We start from the raw sequence: 26,195 nt of genomic DNA, 5'->3' as shown, positions 1-26,195 counted from the left end.
AGGTATCTAAATGAGTAATTATTACCTTTGGGATAGAGAATAAAAAAGTATTTAAGACTTTAAACTGGCGTTTTTCCTATGGACCGCGAAGCATTTCAGGAACGATTTGGACTCATCGGCGAATCAGCTGCACTCAAGCAGGTTATTGACAAAGTTATACAGGTAGCTGATACCGATATCACCATTCTCCTGGAGGGCGAAAGCGGAGTAGGCAAGGATATAACGGCCAAGGCCATCCATGAAGTAAGCAAGCGAAAAAATGAAAATATGGTTATCGTGAACTGCGGTGCCATTCCTGAAGGCATCATCGAAAGCGAGCTTTTTGGCCATGAAAAAGGCGCTTTTACCGGCGCTCATGAAGCCCGGGAAGGCTATTTTGAAAAAGCCGACGGCGGGACCATCTTTCTGGATGAAATCGGAGACACCCCGCCCAATGTACAGGTGAAGCTGCTGCGCGTTCTTGAGTCGGGAGAATATTTTCGTGTCGGTTCCAGTAAGATGCGCACCACGGACGTAAGGGTTATTGCAGCGACGAACAAAGATCTTTGGAATCTTGTACAGGAGGAAAAATTCAGGGAAGATCTTTACTACCGGCTTGACACCGTTAAGGTTAAACTTCCTCCCCTCAGGGAAAGGCCGGATGATATCATCCCCATTTTCCGGACCTTTGTCACTGAATTTTCAGCCAAATATGATTCTGTATTCAAGGGATTTTCAGACGATGCCAAAGAGCTTCTGATCTCCTATCGGTGGCCGGGTAACGTCCGGGAATTGCGCAACGTTGCCGAGCAACTGGTTGTACTGGAAAAATCACAGTTTATTGATACCGAAAAGCTTCGGAAATATCTAAAGGGACGTCAGCACACCGGTTCTGCCGATAACCTGCCGATGTTAGCTGATCAGCACAAAAATACCTCATCAAATGGAGCCTTCGGAGACGGGGAACAGCAACTTATTTACCGGGCATTGGTAGAGCTTCGTAATGATATTAGCGAACTAAAGAAAATGCTCGGCACTTTTCTGTATTCCACTTTTTCTCAAAAAAATCTGAAAGCTTTGCCCCAAAACATCCAGGATGAAGTACAGCACAGCAATATGTCGGACCTGGATATTGACGTTGATGACACGGCCGATGAGGATATAGGCGTACAGTCTTTTGCCGAAGCTGATATCTCAGAAGAAAGAGAGGAGCAGGACGAAAAAATATTTAACCGGTTCTTCAATACCGGGACGATCCCTTCTATTGAAAAGACCGAGCAATTCCTCATAGAACAGGCACTGCAAAAATTTGAGGGTAATCGCCGCAAGGCATCAGAAGCGCTGGGTATAAGTGAACGGACATTATATCGCAAGCTCGATCAATATGATCTGCAATAAAAACATAACGGTTGTCTTCCTTTTACTGGCAAGTCTGATCCTGGCCGGCTGTTTCAGATATAGCTTTACTGGAACTTCCATCCCGGAAGATGTCAATTCGGTCTATATTCCTTTTTTTGCGGATCAATCATCGAGCGGGGTGGGGAACCTGAGCGACCGGCTCAATGATGCACTTGTAGATCGCTTCATTAATCAAACACGCCTCCAGCTGGCCAACTCACAGGCCACAGCCGATGCCGTATTGGAAGGTTCCATTGTCCGCTATACGAACGGCCCTTTCAGCGTGACCGGTGAGGATGAAACCAGTCTGAACGAGGTCACCATCAGCATAAGTGCCACGTTTCAGTTCAACGGAGAGGAAGAACCGGAATGGAGTAAATCATTTAGCGTTTCAGCCACCTATGACATCAATGAAAATCCTATTGATGGAGAAACAACAGCCGCTGCAGAAGCTCTGGGACGAGCTGCGGATAATATGTTTAATGATGCGGTAAGCGGCTGGTAATTACAATGATAATTTTTTGTCTGCTTTCCCCATCTATTCATATACTGAAGGGTGACAGCAGGTATGGGAACTTTTAAACAGAATAGATGCTTCAACTACCCTTTAAAATATCCAGGTCGCTTTCTTCCTATGCAGAACATTTTGATGAGAATCCTGTGCGGGCGACTCAGCGGCTCAAAAAACAGTTGAAAAAAAGAGGTCCCGATGCCGTCGGGTATTTCTTGTTGGCCTGGTTTTATCATTTGCGGGGGATGCATGAAGAGGCCGTGGAAGAAGCGCTGCGGGCTCGCATATTCGCCCCGGGAAGCTCTTTTTTTCAAAAACTGCACTATTACCTGAGTCATCCCCGTACCTTTGAGGCCTGGACGCCCGATACCAAACCATCAGGGTATAGCGCCTCCCCCTCCTCACCGACAACAGACCGGAGAAGTCCGGTGCTGGATTTAGACTCACTCATACAAAAACTATCCGATGTCAAAACCCATCGTATTACACCAAAAGAAGCTTTTCCAAAAGATAAAAATTCACGGAAAAAGGAGGGAAAGGACACCGAGGCAGATGATATTGTTTCAGAAACACTGGCAAAGATCCATGAAAAACAAGGAAAAATAGATACGGCTATTCGATCTTACCAGCAACTGAAAAAAATCAAGAAGGATAAAAGCGATTATTTCGACGAGCAGATTAGCCGTCTTAGAGAAATTAAACGAAAAAATTCCGAAGAGGAATAGCGCTCACCCCGTAACAAAAGGGTTGGCCTGCTTTTCATGCCCAATAGTCGTTTCAGGACCATGCCCGGGATAGACGACCGTTTCATCGGGTAACGTATATAGCTGTTCGCGTATCGAAGTCTTTAAGAGGGACATATCTCCCTTGTAAAGATCCGTACGTCCCACGCCCTCTTTAAAAAGCGCATCCCCAACAATAAGACTCCCGCTTCTTTTGTGATACAGGGAAAGGTGATCCGGAGAGTGACCCGGCGTATAGCGTATGTCAAACATAAACGGACCTGTCGTCCAGTCTTCGTCAACCGGCAATATCTCAGGATCAAAACCAAAGTCCCGGACCTGAAATCCAAACAGGGCGGCCTGAGACGCATAGTTATTCCACAGGTAACGATCTTTGTCACTTAAATAGACAGGAACGTCAAAATGCTCAAGTACCATCGACAATCCGAACAGATGATCCACATGTGCATGCGTCAAGAGAATGGACCGCAAATGTACTTCCTGAGAGTCCAGCAGGGATATGACTTGATCAAACTCACTTGTATCGGAAAACCCGGGATCAATGATCAACGCCTGCTGTTTTTCGGTAAGCAGATAAGTGTTTTCGGCAAACGGTCCGACAGTAAAGCAGTTAATTTGCATAAAAAGTATTCACAACTAAATGTTACACACCTTTTCTATAAAAAAAAGGATGCATCTCACTACGACATGCATCCTTATATAATTAACAGATAATCAAAAATTAGTCCTTCCCGTAACGCTTCTTAAAACGATCAATACGACCCGCTTTCTTCTGAAAGTTCATGTTACCGGTGTAAAAGGGATGATTTTTGGAGTCCACTTCACTCCGGAAAACCCCGTCTTCCGGGTCCATGGTACTTCGTGTTTTGAATTCTGTTCCGTCGCTGAGGACGACTGTGATTTCGTTGTATTCTGGGTGAATTCCTTTTTTCATAAGATCATTAAATTTCTTTATTACCTGTTTCAGGTTTTCAAAGATAAGACTATATAAGTCTACTTGCAATCCGAACCCGCATTTCCACCGAATAAAAAATATATGGAATACGCTGAGCCTCTAAAAAACAATGGTGTATGGTTTTGTTCGCAGATATGATACCAATATACCCCCACCCGGCGGAATAATAAGGCCTCTGCGCTGTATCAACGTTTAAAACGTTTGTTCAAAGCAGGTACGTATACCCGTGTACTTTTTCATTCACCTTGTTCATGCAAGCAAATTTATCGGAAAAAAGCGGATTACTCATCAAAATTTTCGAAGTCATCGAAATCATCCATTGAACCGAGCATGCTTCCCAGCATGTCGGAGTAAGAACGGCGGTCTTCCAAATCTTCCTTGCCCAACATCGAGTGTTGATGCAGAGCTTCAATCACGAAATCCATAAATACGTATTTCTTTTCTGTATGATCCGGATTTACTTTTTTCTCGACAATACGCTGCAGGCCCGTGATTCCGGAAAGAGCTTTCCGGTACTTTTTTTCCGGCATATCATCACTAATTTCAAGGGTATTGCCTTCTGCAAACCAGTTTAACACCGGCTCGTAAATACTCGTATCTTCCTGCTTTTTTTGTTCTTCGGGATCCGGGAAATATCTGCCGAACGTCCGTTTAACAGCCTTTCCGATAATGTGTTTTGCCACATTCAGGGCCCCCTCCTGCTCTCCCTCATATACCAGTTCGAGTTTGCCGGTCAGGGCCGGCACGGTATGAAAGAGATCGGTTACACGTACCGTCACTTCCACTTCATTATTGACAAGAGCCCGCCGTTCAGCGGAAGAGATCATCTGTTCCATTGCAGTGATGGTCATACGTGTAGAAACACCACTTTTCTGGTCGATATATTCTGATTCCCGGGCCTCGAAAGCCGTCTGCTCTAACAGCTCTTTCATTATCTCAGGCACCTCCACCCTCACCCGGTCATTCCTGCTCGTCCACGCCTCTTGTTCAGTAATTTCTATTCCAATGGTTATTTCACGCGGATAATGCGTCATTATCTGGGAATCAATCCGATCCTTCAACGGCGTAATGATACTTCCGCGGTTGGTATAATCTTCCGGGTTCGCCGAAAAAACCATGAGCACATCCAGCGGTATGCGAACATTGAAGCCGCGGATCTGTATATCCCGTTCCTGCATAATATTCAGTAAAGCAACCTGGATACGGGGTTGAAGATCCGGCAGTTCGTTAATGGCAAAAATACCGCGATTGGTTCGCGGCACCAAGCCGAAATTAATAACATTCTGATCGGCCAGGGTCAGCTTTTGGGCAGCGGCCTTAATGGGGTCGATATCTCCGATCAGATCGGCAACGGCCGTATCGGGCGTTGCCAGCTTTTCTCCGTACCGGCGACTCCGGTGAATCCACTCGATCGGGGTATCGTCCCCCTGCTCTTCGATGCGTTCACGTGCCTGTTTGGAAATGGGGTTCAGGGGATCATCATTAATCTCCGATCCCTTGACGACCGGTATATATTCATCCAGAAATGATGTAAGCTGTCGCAAAATCTTCGTCTTTGCCTGCCCGCGCAGTCCCAACAGGATAAAATCGTGCCGGGCCAACAGGGCGTGCTGAAGTTCCGGTATAACCGACTGATCATATCCTTTAATACCGGGGAATAACGGGTCCCCGGATTGTATTTTGGTAATAAGGTTCTGTCGAATTTCCTCTTTAACAGAAACAGAAGCCCATTCCGTCTTTTTGAGTTGACCTAAGGTTTCAACATCCTTATACCGTGGGTCGAAATCGCTTTTTGTCATCTGTTTCCTGATCTTCTTTATGATAGAACGTTATGCTAAGGGAAACTGACAGTCATTTACCACCAGGTCCTTTTCAAATTATTAAGTACTGGAGCGCCAACCCGTCCTACCATATAACTAAACTCGCCTCTTTTTCATTTCATTAGCGCTGATCTGTTTTATACCCATCTTCCGTCGCCCGTGCCAACTCCCGTGCCTGTGTGGTGATATAGTACTTGGTGATCATGTTGGGAACCTCCCAGGCGGGGAGCTGTCCGTCTACCAGATAGCTGAAAAAGTCTTCGGCCACTTTCCCGAAATGCGCTTCATGACCGAGATAGAAGGAGTCCGGAACCGTCAGCTTCCACCCCTCAGGGGACGGCTGGTAGCTGAGTCCGGGATAATCTTTCTCCAGATCTGCCACTGCCTCGTCGAATGCCGGTTGAAGGGTAGATTGTCCTATCCCCTCCACCGGCTCCACGTAGAGCGTACTTTTAAACTCCTGCTCCGGGCCCTGGCGGATTACCAGGTTGCAGCGGGTGCCCCGGAAGACCGAATAGTGGGTATCTCCGCCGCCCGAAGGGGCCTGGTAATTCCACTGGGCCGATATTTTGGTATGGTGTCCCCGCAACGTTATCAGCATCTCCCCGTTACAGTAATACGGCAGTTTACCATCCACAAGCTGATCCTGCAAATAATCTGGAAATTCGGTCTCCCCGGTAATTTTTTCAAACTGCTCGGGGGATAGTACCGTGGGACTACGTTCGGCCTGCAGCATCTGTACATCTTCGCGGTAATCAAAAGATTCTCCGGGGAATGCACCCCACAGAGCCAGGTCCGCCAGATGGGTATTAATATCCACAATGCCTTCTCCCTGCTGGTTGACGTCAAAATACCACGGGGGACGCCGAAGCGTCTGTCCGGACACGCTTTTTAGCAGGTGATGGGTATTCTGCTGGACAATAGCCGGCTTGTCGATCGTGCCTGCTACAAGCTCGCCAAACAGCTCTTCCCGCTGGGCAAGGCGCCGCTGGATCCTGGTGGTCACCTCCTTGCGTTCAGTCATGATATCGTAGAGCAGCACCCCGTTTTCTTCGGCAAGCTCGAAGGCCTCCACCAGCAGCTCCCATCCCTCCCTGTCAATCACCATCGGCTTGTCGGAGAGCACGTTAATACCTTCTGCCACCGTCTGTTTGATATATTCGGTCTTCTTTCGATTATTGCCGGCCGTGACCATGACGTTGCCCGGTTTCTCCCGGAGCATCCGCTCCAGGAAATCGTCCCCTTTGTAGACTTTGCAGGTCCAGTCTGTGGGATTTTTATCCCGGCTGTTGAAACCTTCAATCCGCTCCAGGTGCATATCCAGATCGGGTCCCCCGGGGCTGTATATATAGACCGTGGAGTCCACCTGGGGGATCGGATGCTTCTGCACCAGGGCCGCGTGAAAATGGGCCGGATCCAGCGTCATGAGGCGGATTTCATTGGGATTGCCTGTAAAAGATTCCGTGTTCTGATCGCCTGTGTTTTTATTACTCATAAAAAACGCTGCTTGATAAATTTATTGATATTAGTTCGTCACAGTGCCCAAGTTGCAGGTTTTTTTCATAGTCACTCAATCCTGGACACTTTTATAATGGTATTCTCTTAAATATGTCTGCCGGGAAACCGTTCGCCCGGCATTTTGACTAATCTTCGTCGAATAGCCTCACGGGCTCGCGGCATAGGCAGCATACTCTGCTTCCATCTGCTGCCGGTCGATATCATGGCCTTCAGCTATGACAAACCGGTACTGCAGGCGCAGCGGCTCGTCCTCGTCGATTACCACGCCGGGGATAAACTCCCCGAACCGCCCGTACAGGCGTTCGGACATCTGTCCCCCTGGCGGGTTGTCCGGATGGCTTAAATAGCCTACCGTGTACGATTGGTCTTCTACCACAAACTGAAAAGCATTCCACGGCTCATCCAGCCGCTCTTCGGTATCATTGAGCTCTTCATCGGCGGGGTGGTCCGACCACTGCTGCGGGCGGAGATATCGGGATTGCTCCGTGTGGTCGGCCACATACTGGGCGGCCCGGAATTGAAGGCCGGCGTGCTGGAGGTCCCCGTCCAGGGTCACCGGTCCCACGTTCGAGGAAAGCCTGCTCTCCACATCAATCACCATGGTCCCGTCCGACCGCGGATACAGCCGGAGGGTGCGCACTTCCTCGGCAAAAACCTCCCCCTCACCGTCCCGCCAGTCAATGGCTGCCTGGTGTCCTCCGAACAGTGGTCCGGCCCACTGTTCCAGGATACGAAGGTGTTGGGTGCCCTCAAGGTTATCACCGTCGCTCGACCAGGTACTTACGGTATCATCCTTAAAACGAATATCTCTGTAACCGTAAAAAATGCCCCGGTGATGGGGGTATAATCCGTCTACATCCCCCTTTGTAATCAGCTGTGAGCCGTCGGGAGCATAGACATGATGATAGGGCTTCATCGTCTCTTTATAACGGCTAAGATCAAACTCCGGGTGGACATATTCGACGGCCGGTTGTCCGTCGACCAGCAACCGGGAGCGATCCGAATCGACCTCTTGCCATTCAAAGTCGGAAGTACCGCAGTTGGTCTGACTGCTGGGTTCATAGGTCCGCGATTCCCCGGCCGGCACATCAGCCGGCAACCATAACTGGGTACGATCACCGTCCGAACGGGACTGGACCGGCACGACCTGACCATCGCTTTCCATGCAGGAGGGGACCTCACCCTCCCACTGCGCAGCCACCGGCATTCCCGTCAGGTCATAGGTATCACTGGTTATCGTAATCGTATTATCCCCTGCAGTGACGCTTACCGGACCGGTATCGGCAGGGGAATTATCGCTATGATTGAGCTCGTCACCTCCTCCGCAGCCTGCCAGGATGAATGCGGCGCACCACAAAGTCGCTGCGGCGTTGAATGACAATAGAGAGGCAAAACGTTTGCGAACTGAATATTCCATTATGGTTGTGTAGTTTTTTTGTCTTTTAACTTGTTATGTTCACAGGCAGGTCCCCCCTGCCCTGAGGATACGAAGAACCGTTTATTGCGCCGATGGTTTGCTTGTGTCCGGCCCGTGCACCACCTTTCCGCCTACGATCGTATACTCCGCGCGGATATCCCTGATGGCTTCTTCCTCGACACTCATCAGGTCATCCGTCAAAATCGCCAGGTCACCCAGCTTGCCGACTTCGATAGACCCTTTACGGTCTTCCTCGAAGCTCATCCAGGCCGCGTTGATGGTCATCATGCGGAGGGCATCTTCCCGCGAGACCTGCTGGGCCGGCCCGATGACCTGCCCTCCTTCCGTACGTCGCGTGATGGCTGTATACATAGTAATAAAGGGATTATACGGATTCAGGGAGTCGTCCGGATCAAAACCATACATATGATCCGAATTGATAGAGACTATTGCTCCGCCCTCCTGCCAGTTTCGGAGTCCGATAAATTTCTCCATCAGGTCGGGACGCAGGATATCCGCCAGGGCATCGCCATCCTTGTAATACCAGGCAGGCTGCGTATCCACCCCAACCCCCAGGGCAGCCGCACGCTCGGCCGTTTCGGGATGGGCAAAATAGGCGTGAATGAGATTAAACCGCAATTCTTCGTCCGGCAGCTGCTCTTGGGAAGCTTCCACGGCGTCCAGCACTGCGTCCACCCCCGCGTCGCCGGTCACGTGAGCGCTCAGCTGCCAGCCCATTCGATGTCCGGTATGAATAAGGTTATCCAGCTCATCCGGACTAATCAGCAGTTCGCCCCGGTGATCAGGATCGTCAAAGCCATAAAACGAGAGAGCCTCCTCCCCATACGGGGCACGCATATATGCTGATCCATACAGGATGCCGCCGTCCACCCGGATTTTAAGCGGTCCCACGCGCACGTGCTCATCCCCGTCCCCGTAGTCGACCGGGAGCGAGCGAATAAATTCCTCGGTCTCCTTGACCGACCCATCCGACTCGAGATACATCGTGACTGTTGCACGGACAGGAAGGCGGTTCTCTTCCCTTAGCTTTTGATATGCCCGGTAGCCCTCCAGATTGCTGCCCCGTTCGCCGATGCTGGTAATCCCAACGTCGGTATAGGTGTTGAGCAGCCGCTCCAGGTCATCATAGAACTGCTTGTCGGGAATCTCCCGGGAGTAGAGGTACTCGTCAATGAGTTCGCTGCTGTTTTCCAGAACCCCCGTGGGGGCGCCCCCGGAATCCCGCTCGATCTCCCCTCCTTCCGGGGCGGTGGTCGCACTGGTAATACCCGCCGCCTCGAGGGCCGCCTCGTTCAGCACCTGCACCTGCCGGCTGGCAAACTGCCAGTTAAAAACGGCCGGATGATCCGGGGCCGCCTCGGTCAGCTCCTGTGGAGTCGGAATACGTCCCTCTTCGATACGCGTGACATCGGTCCGCGGCAGCTGAATCCACTGTCCCTGCGGGGTCTGCTCAGCTTGCTCGCGCAGCCATTGCTGGATATCCGCAATAGAGCCGTGCTGCTCGAACGGATAAGGTGTGGCGTACTCCCGCCGTACCACACTTATCGCATGCGTATGCGAGGCAATCAGCCCGGGCACCACCGTCTTTCCGGCTGCATCAATGACCCGGGTCTGCCCGCCGATAAAATCCTCGACGTCGCCATTATCTCCAACCGCCACGAACTCTCCCCCGCGGATCGCGACCGCTTCCACCTGCGAAAAAGAGCTGTCGACCGTTAGAATTTTTCCGTTCTGTACTACCAGGTCCGCCGGAGGTCCACTGCTGCAGGCTCCGAAGAACAGGAACATACTAATAAAGAATACCCACTGAAATTTATACATTACCTTTCTATTAAATTTGACTAACATTATTTATGCCCTATTATAAAAAGAAACACAACCGAAAAGTTATGTTTTGATTGTGTGATATTGGTTTATTTTACGGTATATAACTATTTTGAAAGTTTATGTCTAAGATTATTTTTGTATAACAGGGATTTAAATCATATTTGCCTGTATTAGGGTCTTTATGACATGCATTTCGCTGGATGACTGAATATATTTACGGCGGAGGAAATTTTTTAGATGAGATTTTTTCTATACCCATAACTTTAATCCGGGGATTCTTTAAAATTATATTAGTTTATGAAAAAAATTAACCGCAGAACTTTCTTAAAAAATGCGTTGGCAACATCAGCGGGAACATTGGCCTTTCCCGCCATCCTGCCCTCCTCTGTATTAGGCAAAAACACGCCCAATGATAAGATTAATATTGGTCAGATCGGCTGTGGACGTATTGCCCGGGGCCATGATATTCCGGAAACGCTTAACCATGATGTCGCCAGAATAATCGCTGTTTGTGATGTCGACAAGAAACGCATGAAAGACGGGAAGAACCTTGTCGAGCAATTCTATGCGGAAAAAAAGGGCAGTAAAAATTATATGGATGTGGAAATGTATGAAGACTACCGCAAGCTGCTCCTAAATCCTGATATTGATGCGGTGATCATTAGTACGCCTGATCACTGGCATGTACAGCCAGCCATTGAGGCTTCCCTGGCGGGCAAGGATGTTTACCTGCAAAAACCCGTTTCTTTGACCGTTGCCGAAAGTCAACTATTACGCGATGTGGTAAAGGAACAGGGAACAATTTTACAGGTTGGCACACAGGTTCGTTCCACCTCTAAACAATTTAAATATGCTGCGGAGTTGGTCAGAAACGGCAGAATTGGGACATTACACACGGTAATTGTAAACTTTCCCGCTGATGATCCCGGGCCAGAGATAACCCGGATGCCTATTCCCCGCCACTTGAATTTTGACAAGTGGCTGGGTTCGACCCCCGAAATGCCCTACTCGGAATCTGCCGTACACCCCAATGACGGCTATGGCCGGCCGGGCTGGTTATGGCAGGAGCAATTCGGGGCCGGTATGATCACAGGATGGGGACAACATCAGTTCGATTTGGCTGCCTGGGGAATGGGTACGGAATATACCGGTCCGACCTCTATAGAAGCCATGGCCCGGTTCTATAAAAATCGCCCGCGTCATGTTCACGGTGATTTTATGGTCAAGACTCAATATAAGAACGGTGTCACCATGTATGCCAATTCAAGATCTCCGGTTGTTATCAGGTATGAAGGCTCAGAAGGCTGGATAGAAGTGTTCAGAGGAGACTATTCTGTGACAAAGGATAACCCGGCTACCTCGGAAACCAACAGGAAAGTACTTAATGCCAGCGATCCCAAAATTCTTACCTCGGAAATTAAAGAAGATGAAATTCGCCTGTATCCCATTACCAATGAGCACCATGGCAACTGGCTGGACTGCATCCGGTCACGAAAGCAGCCGATGTCTCCCATTGAAGTGGGACATCATATATGCACGCTCTGCCTGATCAGTCACATTGCCATGAAAATACCGGGGAGACTGGAATGGGATCCGGACAAAGAGCGGTTTGTCAATAACGACAGCGCCAATTCCATGCTAAGCCGGCCGCAACGTCATCCTTATGGTACCAACTATATAGATATGTAGTAAGTTATTCACCGATTTTTAGAATTCATTCGGTAAAACAACCGTCCAACCAAGTTACCCGATATGAGCAATATTAGCCGAAAAAAATTTCTTGCAAGGACAACGGCTGCCGCTGCCTTGCCTTTCCTTCCCGATTTAACCGGGCAGGATACTACTTCCGATAATACTGTAACGTCCCTTCCGGAGAACATAAAAATTGAAAGGATTGAAACTTTCCCGGTACGTTACCCTTCAGTATTGCCATTCCGTTTTCTGGATGGTCCGACAGGTACCGGGCGTCCCGCAGTCCTGGTAAAAATTACGGCCGATGACGGCAGCGTTGGCTGGGGAGAAAGCGTACCGGTGCCCCGGTGGAGTTACGAGACGCTTGAAGCCTCGGTCCATGCCATAGACACCTATCTTACGCCGGTATTGACGGGACACAACCCGTTTGATCTCAAGGGGATCAATGAGCTGATGAGTCGGGAAATTGCCCCATCATTCACTACCGGCATGCCGATCACAAAATCAGGTATTGACATGGCACTCCACGACCTGATGGGGAAAGTCACCGGGCGGAATATCGCTGAATTGTGGGGAAGGACGACGGGCGACGAAATAACACTGAGCTGGACGATCAGCACCACAGATCTTGGCGAAGCGGAGGATCTGGTCAAGAAAGGGCTGGAAAAAGGATACCGGCATTTTAATCTCAAAGTGGGTCCGGATCCGGAGTATGATCTGGAGCTTGTGGAACAGGTCAAACAGATCGTACCCGACAGTTTCCTTTGGGCGGACGCCAATGGGGGATACGACCTCTCCACGGCCCTTGACGCTGCTCCCAGGCTGGCAGACGCCGGCGTGCCGGTACTGGAACAGCCCATACCTATCAGCCAGATTACCGGTTACCGCAGGCTTGTGGACCAGGGGGCACTTCCCATTATTGTGGACGAGGGCATGGTTTCACCGGCGCAGGTCCTTGAGTTTATCAAACTGGAATGTCTCGATGGAGTAGCCATGAAACCGGCCCGTACCGGGGGACTTCTTTCAGCGCGCCAGCAGATAGAATTGCTCGGTCATGCCGGACTCCGGTTCCTTGGCAGCGGACTTACCGACCCCGATGTATCCCTGGCAGCTTCCCTGATTCTTTTCAGTGCCTATGACTTATCATACCCTGCCGCCCTTAACGGACCGCAATTTCTGGCCGAGAGTATTATAACCGAGCCTTTTCGTCCCGTTAACGGAAAAGTACGGGTACCGCAGGGCGCGGGGCTGGGCATTGAGGTCGACGAGGATAAATTACAAGACCTGGTCAGACGGTCAAGGTGAGGATTCCCGGACAAAATTCTCAAACTTCTTTTCCACCCCGGCTAAGTCGGCATCCCCGCGATGCACAAAAACACGATACTTGAGTTCAAAAGTTTGACCCGGGTTAAGCGCCAGCCGCTCATATTGCGGCCAGGAAGCCCCGAGAAACCCGTAATGCCGGAGAATCCATCCTGAGTGGGGAAATCCCGGGTTCCCTGGATGCTGAAAAACAGATAATCCCGCATAAGTATCGTCGGATATCAGAGATGAATAGTCCGCCCAGCCGCTATCCACCACCAGGGCATCATCCTCCATTACCCCTTCAGCTGTTGTTATTTTATTACCCGGACGGCTGCCGACGGGACGTATATTAAAACCGCCATAACCGGTTTCTCCACGTCCCCTTAACGTTACTTCCTTTGCTGAAACATTTTGAAAACGAAGGGTAAAATCAATAGAGCGGCCTATTTCATCTGATTTATGGATGGTAATGCTGATGAACTCCTCCACAAAAGATTTCCATCCTTCATCCAGACGCCATCCGCTCTCAAACGAAATAGTAGCCTGTTCCTCACCGGCCTCTTTATGATACCACTTCCGAAATAGCTGCCGGGCCCCGTCCAGTGCCCAGGGATCGATACTTTTCGTGCCAAAGGTCACATCCGGCCAGGTCCAGAAGAGTCCGCGGTGATGCGGATGATCTTCCGGAAAATCTTCGGTTAGCTTTTCACCATCAAGACCGAAAATGGGATGAATATAATTGGATCGCCAGTATTTGCTATCAATGCCTTCAGGCGGATCCATACGCCCGTGTACAATGCTCAAGACGGGCTGATTATGCTCGTAAATGGTAAGCGTAGAGTCATTTTCACCGAAAGAAAAATCACCGTTTTCCTGCACGCCCGTCCGGAAGCCTGCGAGCACGCCAAAAACGACTAATGGTATAACGAAAAAGAGGACGGTATTGGAGACGGTCTTCATGATCTGAGAGGACTACTTTTTGTTCGCTTCTTCCACTCGACTACGACTGCGGCGCCAAGGAACAGCAGGAGAGCAGTTAATCCCCAGATTCCGCCGTATTGCCAAAGCATATAGATACTGGCGGTGCCGATCAGCACAATGGAGAGGATCATCAGCGTATTCCATATGACTCTCCGGCGACCGGTCGGCTTGTGTTCTTTCATGATAGCCTTGCTGTTGAGCATTAGGAAAAACGTCACATAGGCAATGGGCAGCAGCATGAGCGTAACCACCGACGTGGGAATAGCCAGCCAGAACAGCGCCTGGTCCCAAAAAAACGGGCCCAATACCCCGACACTCGGTATCATAATACCGGCCCGGAAATGCCAGCTGTCATAGGGGACTTTCATGATCTCGCAGACCACAAATCCACAGATGACCATATGTATCGTTATCGTGGAGAGCGCCATGGCAAATACTCCGATTCCAAATATAATATTGCTGAAGGCTCCGCCGAGCAGCGGCTGAAGCGACAGGGCAAGGTCAAAAGCATCACGGGTGACCAAAGTGGCGGCCATGCGCTGCTCAGTATCTCCCAGCTGCTCGACCTGTGAGGCTATCTGCTCATCGGACAGCGCTCCGGTCCCCCCCGCTTCGTGCAATACCCGGCCTTCCAGCAACCGGTTGTATTCACTGACCTGTTGTTCGTTCGGCTCCCACTGAACACTCTGATCATTTTCCAAAAATCCCGGTTGCGGGACGGTATGAAACTGGCTGGCGCCGGCAATAACCACGCAGCTTGTCGCCAGCATAAAGGGAAGAAGCATACCGGCAATCAAATCGAACTTCATCATCCCCTTGTATTCGGTCCCCCACTTGCGTCGCAGCATGGAGTAGGCAAAAAGGAAGGTGGCGTTGATACCCACGGCACTTGAAAGGGCGGCTGCCATCACCTCCTGCTGACGGGAGACAATCAGTTCCGACCAGTACTGGGCTGATATCTCGGGAAGCTCATTCAAGAGGGGTAGAAAACCTTCGGCGGGACGAAATATCAGGGCCGGATTGGGGATAAATCCGGCGAATACTTCCCCCCAGTCGATCGCATTACCGGCGATAGTCAAACGGACCACCACTCCTATGAACGACAGCACAACAATGGCCACAAGCCCTTTAAGAATCATCTCGAAAATCGTGACCCCCCGGCTTCCGCCCCCGTAATTCCAGGTCATCCCCAGCGTAATAGCCAGGGCCAGTACCGAGATAAACAGCATGCTGCCAAAATCACCGAACACACTTCCGGGCCCGAATATTCCCGGCAACAGATTTTGCTGTACCACCCCGTTAGCCAGGGAAAACTGAGGCATCACCCAGACCATACAGGCCAGAATCGAGCCGAGGGCCCACCCCCATCCCAGTACCGGGTTGATATGTTCATTGATCGCATAAAACGGCCGCTGGTCCGTGGCCAGCGTCACCAGTCCGAGCGCGCTGAGCATAATGATGCCCAACAGCATTGCCAGAGGCTGCAGCCACAACATACTGACACCGGTCAGTACTCCCAGGTACAGACCGCTGGCCAGCGATCCCCCCCCAAGCGTCAACGCACTCTGAAGCCATCCCGGTCCCGACAAGGCAAAATAGGTCTTTAATTTTACATACCATTTTTCACCCTGCAGAGCCCGCAATCGCCGGGCCTCTTCATCAAAACGCTTATTATCTTCCTTCGATAATCTACTGTCCTCTGGCATGCAACCCTTAATTGATGATTAACAATAGTTAAAAAAATTAGTAAAAAGTAACTGGTTTCCTTTCAGTATTCCTGAAAATTTATTGAATTGAGACTGCCCTGCCCATGGATACTGAAACCCACCACCGTGTGAGCTGGCCCTGCTGTTGGTAGATTTCCGGCAATTATCATCAATACAGGCTTAGCCCATCACTGCCATGCGCTTTTATAACCTCAAAAAGTACCAGTCATAAAAATAGTGGCACAAGACAATAAAAATTTTCCTTTCATTATCCAAACGATTCCATACTGATTCTCTTTTTTTATACTCTCCAGGAATTAGCTAATCGACTGTTTTATCTTTTCAGCACTATTATAAATTTTTTCGATTGCGGTAGCGATATCATCCATATCTGATCGGTTCCCCAACAACATCCATTGCGAAAGTCTCACCGCTTCCTCATTACACAGTTTGTCATTTTCCGGGCATTGATTCCTTTCTAAGAAGTTATCAAAATCAAGCATATGGGAGGGATAAACCTGTTGAAAGTTTTTCGTACTGAGCGCATGCTCAAGGTACGGCTGGTTATTCAGAGTACTGTACCCGTCTCCGTTGGGAATCCCTTCTGCCCTGAGCGCTTTCAGAAAGGTTGCTCTTGATAAACCCTTAAACTCTTCTTTCTGATACCGAAAAGGAAAAAGATGGAAAACGGCCCTTGTAACATCATTATACAGTTTATAAGGTGCAATTCCGGGAATATCCTTGATTTGTGATTTGAGATATGCTGCATTCTCACTCCTTCTGCGGGTCTGATCCTCCAGCCGTTCCAGCTGGGCAAGCCCTATTGCTGCCTGGTATTCCGATAACCGCAATTTATTTCCCAGCATAAGTCTGCCGGCACCGGGGGCACCAGAGACCGATCCGTAAGAACCACCAAGGTTATGATAGGAGTAGCACCGATCCATAAATTCTTCGTCATTACTTACAATAGCCCCGCCCTCGCCCATTGGCAAGTTCTTTGAATTTTGAAAACTGTAACAACCGGCATTCCCGAACGTGCCTACCTGTTGGTGCCCGACTTCTGCCAACCAGGCCTGGCAGGCATCTTCGACCACAACCAGGTCATGTTTACCCGCTATTTCCATAATCCGTGTCATATCCGCTGGAAGACCATAGATATGAACCGGTAATATGGCTTTGGTTCGGGAGGTTATTTTACCCTCAATCTTTTCCGCATCAATTTGGAATGTTTCCCGATCCGTATCCACGAAAACGGGCATTGCACCATTCAACAAAATAGCCTGTACCGTCGCTATAAAAGTATAAGGTGGAACGATTACTTCATCCCCAAAACCAATATCCAGGTTGGCAAGGGAGCAAACCAGCGCATTGGTCCCATTGACCGTAGTAAGACAGCGTTTGGCTCCGACCGTTTCGGCCCATTTTTGTTCAAATTCGGCAACGGTTTTTGATCGCGACCAGACCCCGCTTCGAAGAACTTCCAGCACCTGCTTTTCATCGGTTTCAGGGTTCCATATGGGCCAGCTCGGCCAGCCGTTGCTTCGAACCGCCGGTCCGCCCAGAATCGCCGGGGTATCACTTTTTTTAACGCCGCCCGCAAACAGCGAAGAGGTAGCTCCCAGGGTCAGAAACGCACCGCCGGCTAATGAATTCTGTTTGATAAACTCGCGTCTTGTATATTTTTTCTTTTTCATATTATTGTTACTTCTGTTAATTTAGAATAATCATTCTGCTCCCGGTGCATGGAGATGTTACAGATCCAGCATTTTCTCTGCATTCCCGTGCCTCAACAGCTCCTTTGTCTCTTCCCCGGCTTCAGAGTTTCTGAGGGATTCAATCCGTAATGCTCCGGTAACATAGTCCAGTATCGGAGAATGGGTTCCGAAGGCAAATTTATCTTTTCCGTATCGTTTAAGCAGTTCAGCAAACCTTCTCAGTCCCCTTCCGGAAGTATCCATAACGATATTCGTTTTTTTAAAAAATTCCGTTTCTTCATCATCGAGAAATGGATTGCCCACTACATTCAGGATGAGATATCTGGCGTCGGGTACTTCTTTTATCAGGGGAAGAACGTCTTTCAAAGACCACTCATTCCCTCTTTCCAGATCCATCCAGGAAGTGGCCCTGCTATCTGACATGCGAAGGGAGATCGCCACAGGCATACCCTTGTCACGGGCACTTTTGACCAGTTCGATGCAAGAGGGATTAGTGATCTCATAGTGATGGTATCGGGGATACAGGCGAATCCCTTTCATATCCATTTCTTCGCTGCAAACGCCAAAATCGTGTTCCCATCCAGCATAGACAGGATTCAGGACAGCAAAGGGTATAAATCGGTCTTCAAATAAGCTATTTGACTGCAGCATTTCATGCAGTTCTTCATTAGCCGATTGCGGGTTCTGGTAAAAAATTCCCTGCAAGTTGCTAATAACGGATATATCCACACCGAACTCGTTCATTCTGCCGAGCAAGCTCTCACAGGTGTTATAATTAAGCTTTCTGAAAGGCCAGTGTCCCACATAAGCATTCATATCAACTAACATGATAACCACCCTTTTTCAGAATATTATTATAATTTTCAAAGAAAATTTTCTCACGCTGTCCTTCATTCAAAACGGCCGAAAACATACTTCCAACCCCTGTGTATGGGTTCAGATCCCCCCCATATAGCACGCGGTCTTCACCAAGATGTTCAACGGCAAAGTTAATGATATTTTGTTCGTTGTTGCTGCCCGAAACATCCACATATACATTGGGAGAATCTCTGAGTGCTTTGCAGGCATACTCCCAGTCCAGTCCTCCCCCCAGGTGAGCAAATTGAAACATTGCCTCGGGATATCTTTCTGCAATGTCCACAAAATCCTCGGGAATAGAGAGGCTCGGGGGGTCAAGCGTCCCGTACTCAGGACCTATGCGTGTAACATCCGGACCTGAGTGCATAAGGATAACCATATTCAGATCAATGCACTTTTCTATGATGGGATAAAGCAGCGGGTCATTAATTTTAACTTGTTTATACAGTTTTAATCCCACCATCCCCCGGTCAACACACCGGTCCATCTCCTCCAAAGATTCTTCCTGGTAGGTGGGGTCTACCGTCATTTGCCCGATAAATCGGTCGGGAAATTGTTCCACCGCACTCATGATCAGGTCATTGTTTTTCCGAAACAACTCTGGGCTGCTGTCCATCGTTGTGACGGGTCTGGAAATAACCGATATGTCAATTCCCAACCGGTTCGCAAAATCAATCTGATCTTCAGGTCCTCCTACACTCAGCCCTATATGAGCATGCGAGTTAATTTTCCGGTATCTTCTGACTTTTTCCATAATATTAATAAGATAGTCGGAAGAAGAGCCCGATTCCGCCTGAGAAGAACATCCGGCAACACTGCCTCCCAACATCAGGCCAGCTGTCGATAAGGCGGTATTCCTCAAAAAACTTCTGCGGCTGATATCATGTGTCATACAAGAACGTACTTTTTAAGAATTTAAATTCGATTTTTTATATCTTCGGCATTTTCATAGATCTTTTCAATAGCCATCGCAATATCATCCATATCCGATTTGTCAGCAAGCAACATTTGTTGTGAAAACCACACGGCCTCCTCATTGCATATCCTGTCAGTAACAGGACACTGATTGCTTTCTTGAAAGCTATCCAAGTCTAACATATGCTGTGGATACATCTTTTGAAAGTTTTTAGAGTTGAAGGCATGACCCAGGAATGACTGATCGTGCAAGGTCGTATAACCATCCGACCCCGGAATACCCTCGGCACGAAGGGCGCTTAGAAAATCTGACCTTGCCAATCCCTTGAACTCGTTTTTTTTATATCGAAACGGAAAGAGATGAAAAGCGGCCCGGGTAACATGATCGTAGAGCTTATAGGGAAGAATGCCCGGAATATCTTTAATTTGTGATTTTAAATATTCGGCATTCGTACTCCTTTTGAGCGTCTGTTCCTCCAGCCGTTCCAGTTGGGCCAGTCCGATGGCGGCCTGATATTCTGACAACCGCATTTTAGTGCCCGACATAACCCATCTTCCAGAATCAGCCTCCCCTGTAACCGAGCCATGTTGTCCGCCCCAGTTGTGATAGGAATAACACCTGTCCATAAATTCTTCGTCATTGCTTACAATAGCCCCGCCCTCTCCCATGGGAATATTTTTGGAGTTCTGAAAGCTGAAACAACCGGCGTCTCCGAACGTTCCCACTTGCTTATTATTAATCTCTGCAAGCCAGGCCTGGCAGGCGTCTTCTACTACAACCAGCTCGTTTTTTTTCGCTATTTCCATGATGCGGATCATATCTGCGGGTAATCCCAAAATATGGACCGGAAGTATGCCTTTAGTACGGGAGGTGATTTTCTCCTGGATTTTAACCGGGTCAATTTGAAAAGTTTCCGGATCAATATCGGCAAAAACGGGCATGGCTCCCGTTTGTAATATGGCCTGAATGGTGGCTATCCAGGTATAGGGGGATACAATAACTTCATCTCCGCCTCCAATATCCAGGTTGGCAAGGGAGCAAACCAGCGCATTGGTCCCATTGACCGTAGTAAGACAGCGTTTGGCTCCGACCGTTTCGGCCCATTTTTGTTCAAATTCGGCAACGGTTTTTGATCGCGACCAGACCCCGCTTCGAAGAACTTCCAGCACCTGCTTTTCATCGGTTTCAGGGTTCCATATGGGCCAGCTCGGCCAGCCGTTGCTTCGAACCGCCGGTCCGCCCAGAATCGCCGGGGTATCACTTTTTTTAACGCCGCCCGCAAACAGCGAAGAGGTAGCTCCCAGGGTCAGAAACGCACCGCCGGCTAATGAATTCTGTTTGATAAACTCGCGTCTTGTATATTTTTTCTTTTTCATAGTGATAAGAGTTTTAACACTTCAGTCACATCAGCAAACCAATAATACGAAAAGTGAAAAATGCAGCTTGGCTTAAATGCCAAGCTGCACTTCGTTCATAAAGCAATACTTACAAATGCCCCTTAACATCAGTAAGTTTCTTCATCCTCAATCGTTTCCAGAGGCGGTTCATTTCTTTCAACACCCGGATATCCCGGATTTTGATTTATCGTACCCTGCGTATTGGCTTGTATGAAATCACCATTTATGGGCCACAAAACATGATGGGGCGATATAGTAGGGGTAGTACCTGAAAGAAACCTATACTGCCACCCCAGTGGAAGTTCGAATCCGATGGGAGTGGTGTCCCCAACATAAGGTCCCTCATACTGCGGGTAAAAATCGTTGGTGTGGATAATTCTTTGATAAGCCCAATTGTCGTTTGCGAAATCTTCCATGCTGAAGGTACCGTATTCTGTTGGGATACCTTCTTCCGCTACATACAGAGCCACTCTTATCAGATCATTTTGCCGCGGGGTCTCGAAGAAAAGCTCGCGAATCGTCTCATCAAAGATGTACTCGATGGTTACGTCGCCGGCATCGACCGGTTCAGCTCCAGCCCGCTGTCTGACCCTGTTGATATCAGCTGCGGCCAGGCCAGGCTGGTTATTCCAGTAATAAGCTTCAGCTCTCAAAAGGAGCGTTTCAGCCAAGCGGAAGATGTACAGATCGGCATTACCTCCCCACGGGGTCCCGTCTTGCTCTGGATAATAGGTTTTATATACGTTGGCAGCAAATAATGAAGTATGTATCAACCCTGGTGGTTGTCCCCCAATGGTACCATTTTGGGCCGCAGTAAGAGCCGGCTGCCCGTAATCAACTGATTCCGGAACATTGCAGAGAATTTCATCTATTTCCCACCAGTTGCTCCCCCCGCGTCTTCTCAGGTCAGGAGTATTTTCGTAGGTATAGCCATTTTCTTCCCAGACATGATATTGAAAAAACTGATTCGGCGGTGCACTGGTAGCACCCTGTCCCAATGTATCCCACTGGGCTGCTCCGAGCAAGGTATCCATCTCCGCTTCGGAAGGACGATAGGTACATGCTGCACCTTCGCTGTCCTGAACACGGGAATGATGCCAGGAAGGATTATATTTATACGTACGGTAACTACCGCTGGTTTTAACATCATCGGGGTCGCTGTACCTGTCAACAGAAGCTAAAATTGTTTCGGTATTATCACCCGCATGTACATTTTCCGCACGATGCAGATCCCATATAACGTTATGTCTTGGATCATCCGCCTCAACGCCGAAACGATCTGTCATCAGATCGTATGGTCCATCGATGACTCTCGTTGCTGCTTCTATAGCGGTATCCCAGTCGGCATTGGACATTGCAACTCTGGTAAGCAGATGATTTGCGGCACCATTTGAAACCGCACCGGGTTCCGCGGACGTCGGTAATACTCCTATAACGTGATTCTCTAAATCGGATTGAATCTTATCCAGTATGGCCCCGCGCGTGTGTGTTTTGAAGTCAACTCTTGCACTTCTTACTTCTTCACCAATCCAGGGTACATCACCATATGAGTTCACCATTCGGTTGTACCAATAGGCGCGGTGCCACAAGGCTTCAGCCAATATGAGCTCTTTATCCCCCTGGTTGTCCCATTCTATATCATTAATACGGGAAATAACAACGTTTGCATCTTTAATAAATCGATACATGTCCTCAATAGTACCGTTAATTTCAAACCAGTCGCTTGATGTAATCGGACCTAAGTCACGATTGAAGTGCATAAAAGCTCCACCTATATGGGTTTCTCCAAAAATCCATTGGGAATGGATCAATGCAGTGCCTCTCGGTCCGGAATGCTCCCTGGTAAGATTTTTTCTCAATGTTACCAACTGAGCTTCAAAGCCTGATTTATCCGTATATACATTTTCAGGGGCAAAAAAGGATTTCGGTTCGGGTTCCAGAAAATTTTCTGAACATGCCGTTAGGGTCAGAAACAATACAGTTAAAAATATTGGATATTTTATAAATCGTTTCATAATTAGTTCATTAAGTTCAATTTTATTCACTTCATTTATTTTATTAAAGTGATACATTTAGTCCGAGCGAAAAAGTCCTTGGCATAGGACTGTTTAAAGATTCAGGGTCCCAACCGGGCCAATTTGTAAAGGTCGCCAGATTCCGAACGGAACCAAAAATGCGCACACTCTGCAAATCAACTTGTTGAGCTATGGATGACGGCAGGTTGTAAGACAGAGAAACATCCTGAACTCTCACAAATGAGGCATCCTTCCAAAAGGTATAACCGCCCGCAAAATCATTAGGGTTATGATGTAAGGAAGGATATTCATTACTGCGATTCTCTTTGGTCCAGTATGGGTAAGGTTCTATGCTATGGCGTTCATGTGTTGAACTCCCACCAAATCCCGGTCCTTCAAACTCAGCCTTATGACCGAGATCAGCCCGTACAAATACGGAAGCGGAAAAGTTACCCAAAAAATCCACTTCATTTCTCAAACCGATGCGATATCGCGGTTCGGTATGACCGATAAACTGTTTATCGTAATCCTCCTCATAGAGCTGATTACCATCTAAGTCCCTCACTTTAATATCACCGGGAATCTGGTTGTATTCAGCGGCAGCATCCACTTCTTCTTCCTGCCATATACCTATTCTCTCATAGTCCCAGATTACATCAACAGCACGACCGGGAAACCATTCATTAGTATAGTCAGGCAGCTCTCCCTCATACTCTTCACCCACTAACGTGTAGGTTCCTGTATCTCCGAAAAGCTGCGTGATTTCATTCCGGTTAAGCGAGAAGTTCAGGCTTGACCTCCAGCTGATATCAGAGGAGGTATAATTGTTTGTATGCACCGTCATCTCAAAACCTCTGTTCGCCAATTCACCTATATTGTCAGTGATGTTGTTAAACCCCGTGCTTATGGGCAGCGTACGATTCACTAACAAATTAGTTGTAGTCATATCGTAATAATCGAGACTGAGATTGATTCGGTCTTCAAGCAGGGCAATATCCAGTCCCATATTATAGGATTCGGTTTCTTCCCATCTCAGTCCGGGATTTGACAGAGAATTGGTGTACACACCCACATTTATCGTTGAACCATTGGAATATCTGTTTGATGCCAACCGTGCCAGCGAGGAATAAGCTCCAATAGATCGGTTCCCGTTGACACCATATGACAGCCTTATTTTAAGATCATTTATCAAATCAATATTGAAAAAGTCTTCCTCGGATATTCTCCAGGCAAAGGCACCGGCCGGGAATACGGCTCTGGGATTCTCCTGACCAAAGGCGGAATACCCATCTCGCCGTACAGAGGCCGTAAACAGATATCTGTCCATTAAAGTATAATTCAATCGGCCCATCATGGCATCTCCGGTGACCTGGGTGTCATTAACACTCAAAGCAGCATTGTTGCCGTAATCCAGCCCTGAGTATCCCAGAGCCGGGGAGGGACTGAAGGTATTATTGGACAGATCATTTTGCCAGGTCAGGAACTTCTCGGCAGAATGCAGGAGCGTAACATCAAAACTGTGTACTCCGAAATCTCTGTTCCATTTTAACAGGTTATCCAGCATCCATTCAAAAGAATCATGATCCATGCGGGTTGCGCGTCCACCTGTATAACTGTTGCCCCCGATTAGCGTTTCGGGAGACCAATAGTTCAACTCTCGCACGTTTTGTATACGCGGTTGAAATGAGACCTCGTGGGTAATGCCGAATGGCAGCGAAACTTCAGCATACAGCGACCCAAAAAGGTTTGACAGTTTTCGGGACCGGTCCTGACCCAGGGTATTTATCAGCGGGTTGATAGCTGTTCGTTGTTCACCGGGCCACCATTCCAGAGAACCGTCATCACGGTACATTCGTCCAAATGGACTCACTTGATACATTTCAGACAAGCTAGCCGGTACGGCACTTTCATCACGATCAGAATACTGCAAATTTGTTCCGGCTGTCAACCAATCCGTTATCTGAAAATCAAGGTTCAGCCTTGTTCGCAGGGCCGAAAATTGATCCCCGGCTATCATGCCTTCATTATCTATATATCCGATTGACCAGTAATATTGTGAGTTTTCGGACCCTCCGGAGATACTTATATCACCCTCCAGCTGCATGCCGCCCGGCATAGTCTTGTCGTACCAGTTTATTTCCCTGCCTTCGCGATACCCTTCCTGTTCAACTGCAAAGAAGTTCATGCGATTCATCCACTCGGTTAAATTATCCTCATTCGGAGTACCGGAAGCTAAATTACGCCAGTCATCAATAGTTACCCCTTCCGGGAGGTTTTCAGGATGACTGTAATATTCATACGGCGGAGAATCAAGCTGATTCCTGTAGTAGTCTTGCCTGAACTGGACATATTCGTCAGCATTCTTTGGCGCATAACGGTCGGTTCTTACATCTGTGCGGCCTATTCTTGTTGTAAAGTTAATGGTGGGTTTACCTTCCGTCCCTCTTTTTGTTGTAATAAGAATGACGCCTGAAGCTGCCTGGGCACCATAAATAGCGGCAGAACTGGCATCTTTCAAGACATCAATAGACTCCACATCATTCGGATTTATATCCCGCAAGCTTCCGTTAAATATATTCCCGTCAACGACTATCATCGGATTGGTCCCGGCTGTCAACGAATTTCGTCCCCTTATTTCCATTGAACTGCCACCGGCAGCACCTGTTTGTTGATTTGCATTAAATCCCGCTATCGTACCTGCAAGCATATCGGAAACATTAGTCACACCTTGACTTTCAAAGGTTTCACCGCTTATCCGCTGTACGGAACCGGTCAGATCACTTCTCTGCACCGAACCATATCCGACCACTATCATTTCATCACCTGCCACCATTTGCGATTCCAGTGCGATATCAATCACTGTTCGCCCGTTTATTGGGACTTCCTGTGTGGCAAAACCTACAAAAGAAAAACGAAGCGTATCCTGCAGGCTCTCGACCGTAAGTTCATAACTTCCGTCAAGGTTAGTCGCCGTACCTGTCGAGGGTGTACCTTTAACTATTACATTCACTCCCGGAAGAGTCTCCCCGGTGCGGACGTCGGTTACCGTCCCACGAATCGTTTCCTGTACCTTTTTTGCCGGTACCGGCAAAAGTTCAGGGGATGATAAATGGAAGCTACGGGGACCAACTTGTTCATATTCTATCTTCAGAAACCTGGCAAGTTCAGTTAAAGCCGTTTGAAAATCCTTTGCCTCCGTAATTTTTTTTGGAATCACCTTGTCCTCCACCAGCATACTTTTATAGAAAAAAGTAACATCGTACTTGTTTTCTAAAAGCCTGAGTGATTCTTCCAGGGATAGCGTATTTTCATATTTTTTTATCTGCTCTTTCATCGTCAAGACATTTTCGATATCCTGAGCATGGAGAGAGAATTGGCCCATCAGGCACCATCCTGCTATTAATAGTATCATCCTTTTCAT

19 protein-coding genes are annotated in these 26,195 nt (G+C 48.4%); 5 read left to right on the top strand and 14 right to left on the bottom strand.

Features of this window, described 5'->3' with window-relative positions; genetic code table 11:
- Nucleotides 1-78 precede the first annotated feature (78 nt).
- The 3 genes from BUB16_RS01725 (at nt 79) to BUB16_RS01715 (ending at nt 2,613) form a co-directional block, all read left to right on the top strand.
- Entirely contained in the window at nt 79-1,377 is a 1,299-nt protein-coding gene (locus tag BUB16_RS01725) for a sigma-54-dependent transcriptional regulator (protein WP_073059081.1), read from the top strand.
- Nucleotides 1,364-1,882 carry an LPS assembly lipoprotein LptE gene (gene lptE, locus BUB16_RS01720; RefSeq protein WP_073059080.1) on the top strand — a complete coding sequence of 173 codons (519 nt, stop codon included), beginning with the start codon at nt 1,364-1,366 and terminating at the stop codon, nt 1,880-1,882. The genes BUB16_RS01725 and lptE overlap by 14 nt, the downstream gene beginning before the upstream one ends.
- Nucleotides 1,883-1,968: 86 nt before the next feature.
- The gene (locus tag BUB16_RS01715) at nt 1,969-2,613 is read left to right on the top strand and encodes a tetratricopeptide repeat protein (RefSeq protein WP_073059079.1); all 645 of its coding nucleotides are present in this window, start codon (nt 1,969-1,971) and stop codon (nt 2,611-2,613) included.
- A gap of 3 nt (nt 2,614-2,616) precedes the next feature.
- On the opposite strand, the gene BUB16_RS01710 is transcribed toward BUB16_RS01715, so the two are convergent.
- The 6 genes from BUB16_RS01710 to BUB16_RS01685 all read right to left on the bottom strand — a co-directional run bounded on the left by BUB16_RS01710 (nt 2,617) and on the right by BUB16_RS01685 (nt 10,183).
- Nucleotides 2,617-3,252, bottom strand: coding sequence for an MBL fold metallo-hydrolase (locus BUB16_RS01710; RefSeq protein WP_073059078.1), 636 nt, complete (start codon nt 3,250-3,252; stop codon nt 2,617-2,619).
- A gap of 100 nt (nt 3,253-3,352) precedes the next feature.
- The gene (gene rpmE / locus BUB16_RS01705; protein ID WP_073059077.1) at nt 3,353-3,565 is read right to left on the bottom strand and encodes a 50S ribosomal protein L31; all 213 of its coding nucleotides are present in this window, start codon (nt 3,563-3,565) and stop codon (nt 3,353-3,355) included.
- A 302-nt stretch (nt 3,566-3,867) separates the two neighbouring features.
- Nucleotides 3,868-5,385 carry a sigma 54-interacting transcriptional regulator gene (locus tag BUB16_RS01700; RefSeq protein ID WP_073059076.1) on the bottom strand — a complete coding sequence of 506 codons (1,518 nt, stop codon included), beginning with the start codon at nt 5,383-5,385 and terminating at the stop codon, nt 3,868-3,870.
- Between the two features lie 142 nt (nt 5,386-5,527).
- Complete coding sequence (locus tag BUB16_RS01695) at nt 5,528-6,901, bottom strand: putative oxidoreductase C-terminal domain-containing protein (protein WP_073059075.1); 1,374 nt, start codon at nt 6,899-6,901, stop codon at nt 5,528-5,530.
- 168 nt (nt 6,902-7,069) lie between these two features.
- Nucleotides 7,070-8,341, bottom strand: a complete 1,272-nt coding sequence (locus tag BUB16_RS01690; RefSeq protein ID WP_073059074.1) for a DUF6807 family protein — start codon at nt 8,339-8,341, stop codon at nt 7,070-7,072.
- A gap of 81 nt (nt 8,342-8,422) precedes the next feature.
- Nucleotides 8,423-10,183, bottom strand: coding sequence for an amidohydrolase (locus BUB16_RS01685; RefSeq protein ID WP_073059073.1), 1,761 nt, complete (start codon nt 10,181-10,183; stop codon nt 8,423-8,425).
- Between the two features lie 312 nt (nt 10,184-10,495).
- Here BUB16_RS01685 and BUB16_RS01680 point away from each other — a divergent pair, with 312 nt between their 5' ends.
- A complete protein-coding gene (locus BUB16_RS01680) occupies nt 10,496-11,878 on the top strand; it encodes a Gfo/Idh/MocA family protein (protein ID WP_073059154.1) in 1,383 nt (460 codons plus the stop codon).
- A gap of 63 nt (nt 11,879-11,941) precedes the next feature.
- The gene (locus tag BUB16_RS01675) at nt 11,942-13,186 is read left to right on the top strand and encodes a mandelate racemase/muconate lactonizing enzyme family protein (protein ID WP_084087944.1); all 1,245 of its coding nucleotides are present in this window, start codon (nt 11,942-11,944) and stop codon (nt 13,184-13,186) included.
- On the opposite strand, the gene BUB16_RS01670 is transcribed toward BUB16_RS01675, so the two are convergent.
- The 8 genes from BUB16_RS01670 to BUB16_RS01635 all read right to left on the bottom strand — a co-directional run bounded on the left by BUB16_RS01670 (nt 13,178) and on the right by BUB16_RS01635 (nt 26,195).
- The gene (locus BUB16_RS01670; RefSeq protein ID WP_073059072.1) at nt 13,178-14,146 is read right to left on the bottom strand and encodes a DUF6807 domain-containing protein; all 969 of its coding nucleotides are present in this window, start codon (nt 14,144-14,146) and stop codon (nt 13,178-13,180) included. The two genes, BUB16_RS01675 and BUB16_RS01670, sit on opposite strands and share 9 nt — an antisense overlap.
- Nucleotides 14,143-15,873: a divalent metal cation transporter gene (locus tag BUB16_RS01665; RefSeq protein WP_073059071.1), complete on the bottom strand. Its 1,731-nt coding sequence runs from the start codon at nt 15,871-15,873 to the stop codon at nt 14,143-14,145. Before BUB16_RS01665 ends, BUB16_RS01670 begins: the two co-directional genes overlap by 4 nt.
- Nucleotides 15,874-16,190: 317 nt before the next feature.
- Complete coding sequence (locus BUB16_RS01660; RefSeq protein WP_073059070.1) at nt 16,191-17,567, bottom strand: DegT/DnrJ/EryC1/StrS family aminotransferase; 1,377 nt, start codon at nt 17,565-17,567, stop codon at nt 16,191-16,193.
- Nucleotides 17,568-17,624: 57 nt separating this feature from the next.
- Nucleotides 17,625-18,416 carry an amidohydrolase family protein gene (locus BUB16_RS01655; RefSeq protein ID WP_073059069.1) on the bottom strand — a complete coding sequence of 264 codons (792 nt, stop codon included), beginning with the start codon at nt 18,414-18,416 and terminating at the stop codon, nt 17,625-17,627.
- On the bottom strand, nt 18,406-19,338 hold the full coding sequence (locus tag BUB16_RS01650; protein ID WP_211483050.1) for an amidohydrolase family protein: 933 nt from the start codon (nt 19,336-19,338) through the stop codon (nt 18,406-18,408). Before BUB16_RS01650 ends, BUB16_RS01655 begins: the two co-directional genes overlap by 11 nt.
- A gap of 23 nt (nt 19,339-19,361) precedes the next feature.
- Entirely contained in the window at nt 19,362-20,738 is a 1,377-nt protein-coding gene (locus BUB16_RS01645; protein WP_073059068.1) for a DegT/DnrJ/EryC1/StrS family aminotransferase, read from the bottom strand.
- A 128-nt stretch (nt 20,739-20,866) separates the two neighbouring features.
- Complete coding sequence (locus BUB16_RS01640; protein WP_073059151.1) at nt 20,867-22,774, bottom strand: RagB/SusD family nutrient uptake outer membrane protein; 1,908 nt, start codon at nt 22,772-22,774, stop codon at nt 20,867-20,869.
- Between the two features lie 43 nt (nt 22,775-22,817).
- The gene (locus tag BUB16_RS01635; protein WP_211483049.1) at nt 22,818-26,195 is read right to left on the bottom strand and encodes a SusC/RagA family TonB-linked outer membrane protein; all 3,378 of its coding nucleotides are present in this window, start codon (nt 26,193-26,195) and stop codon (nt 22,818-22,820) included.

The sequence above is a fragment of the Fodinibius roseus genome (genome assembly GCF_900129315.1).
In the GTDB taxonomy this organism is placed as follows: domain Bacteria; phylum Bacteroidota; class Rhodothermia; order Balneolales; family Balneolaceae; genus Fodinibius; species Fodinibius roseus.
The sequence above is the reverse complement of the archived record's forward strand: the minus strand, read 5'-3'. Positions and strand labels throughout refer to the sequence as shown.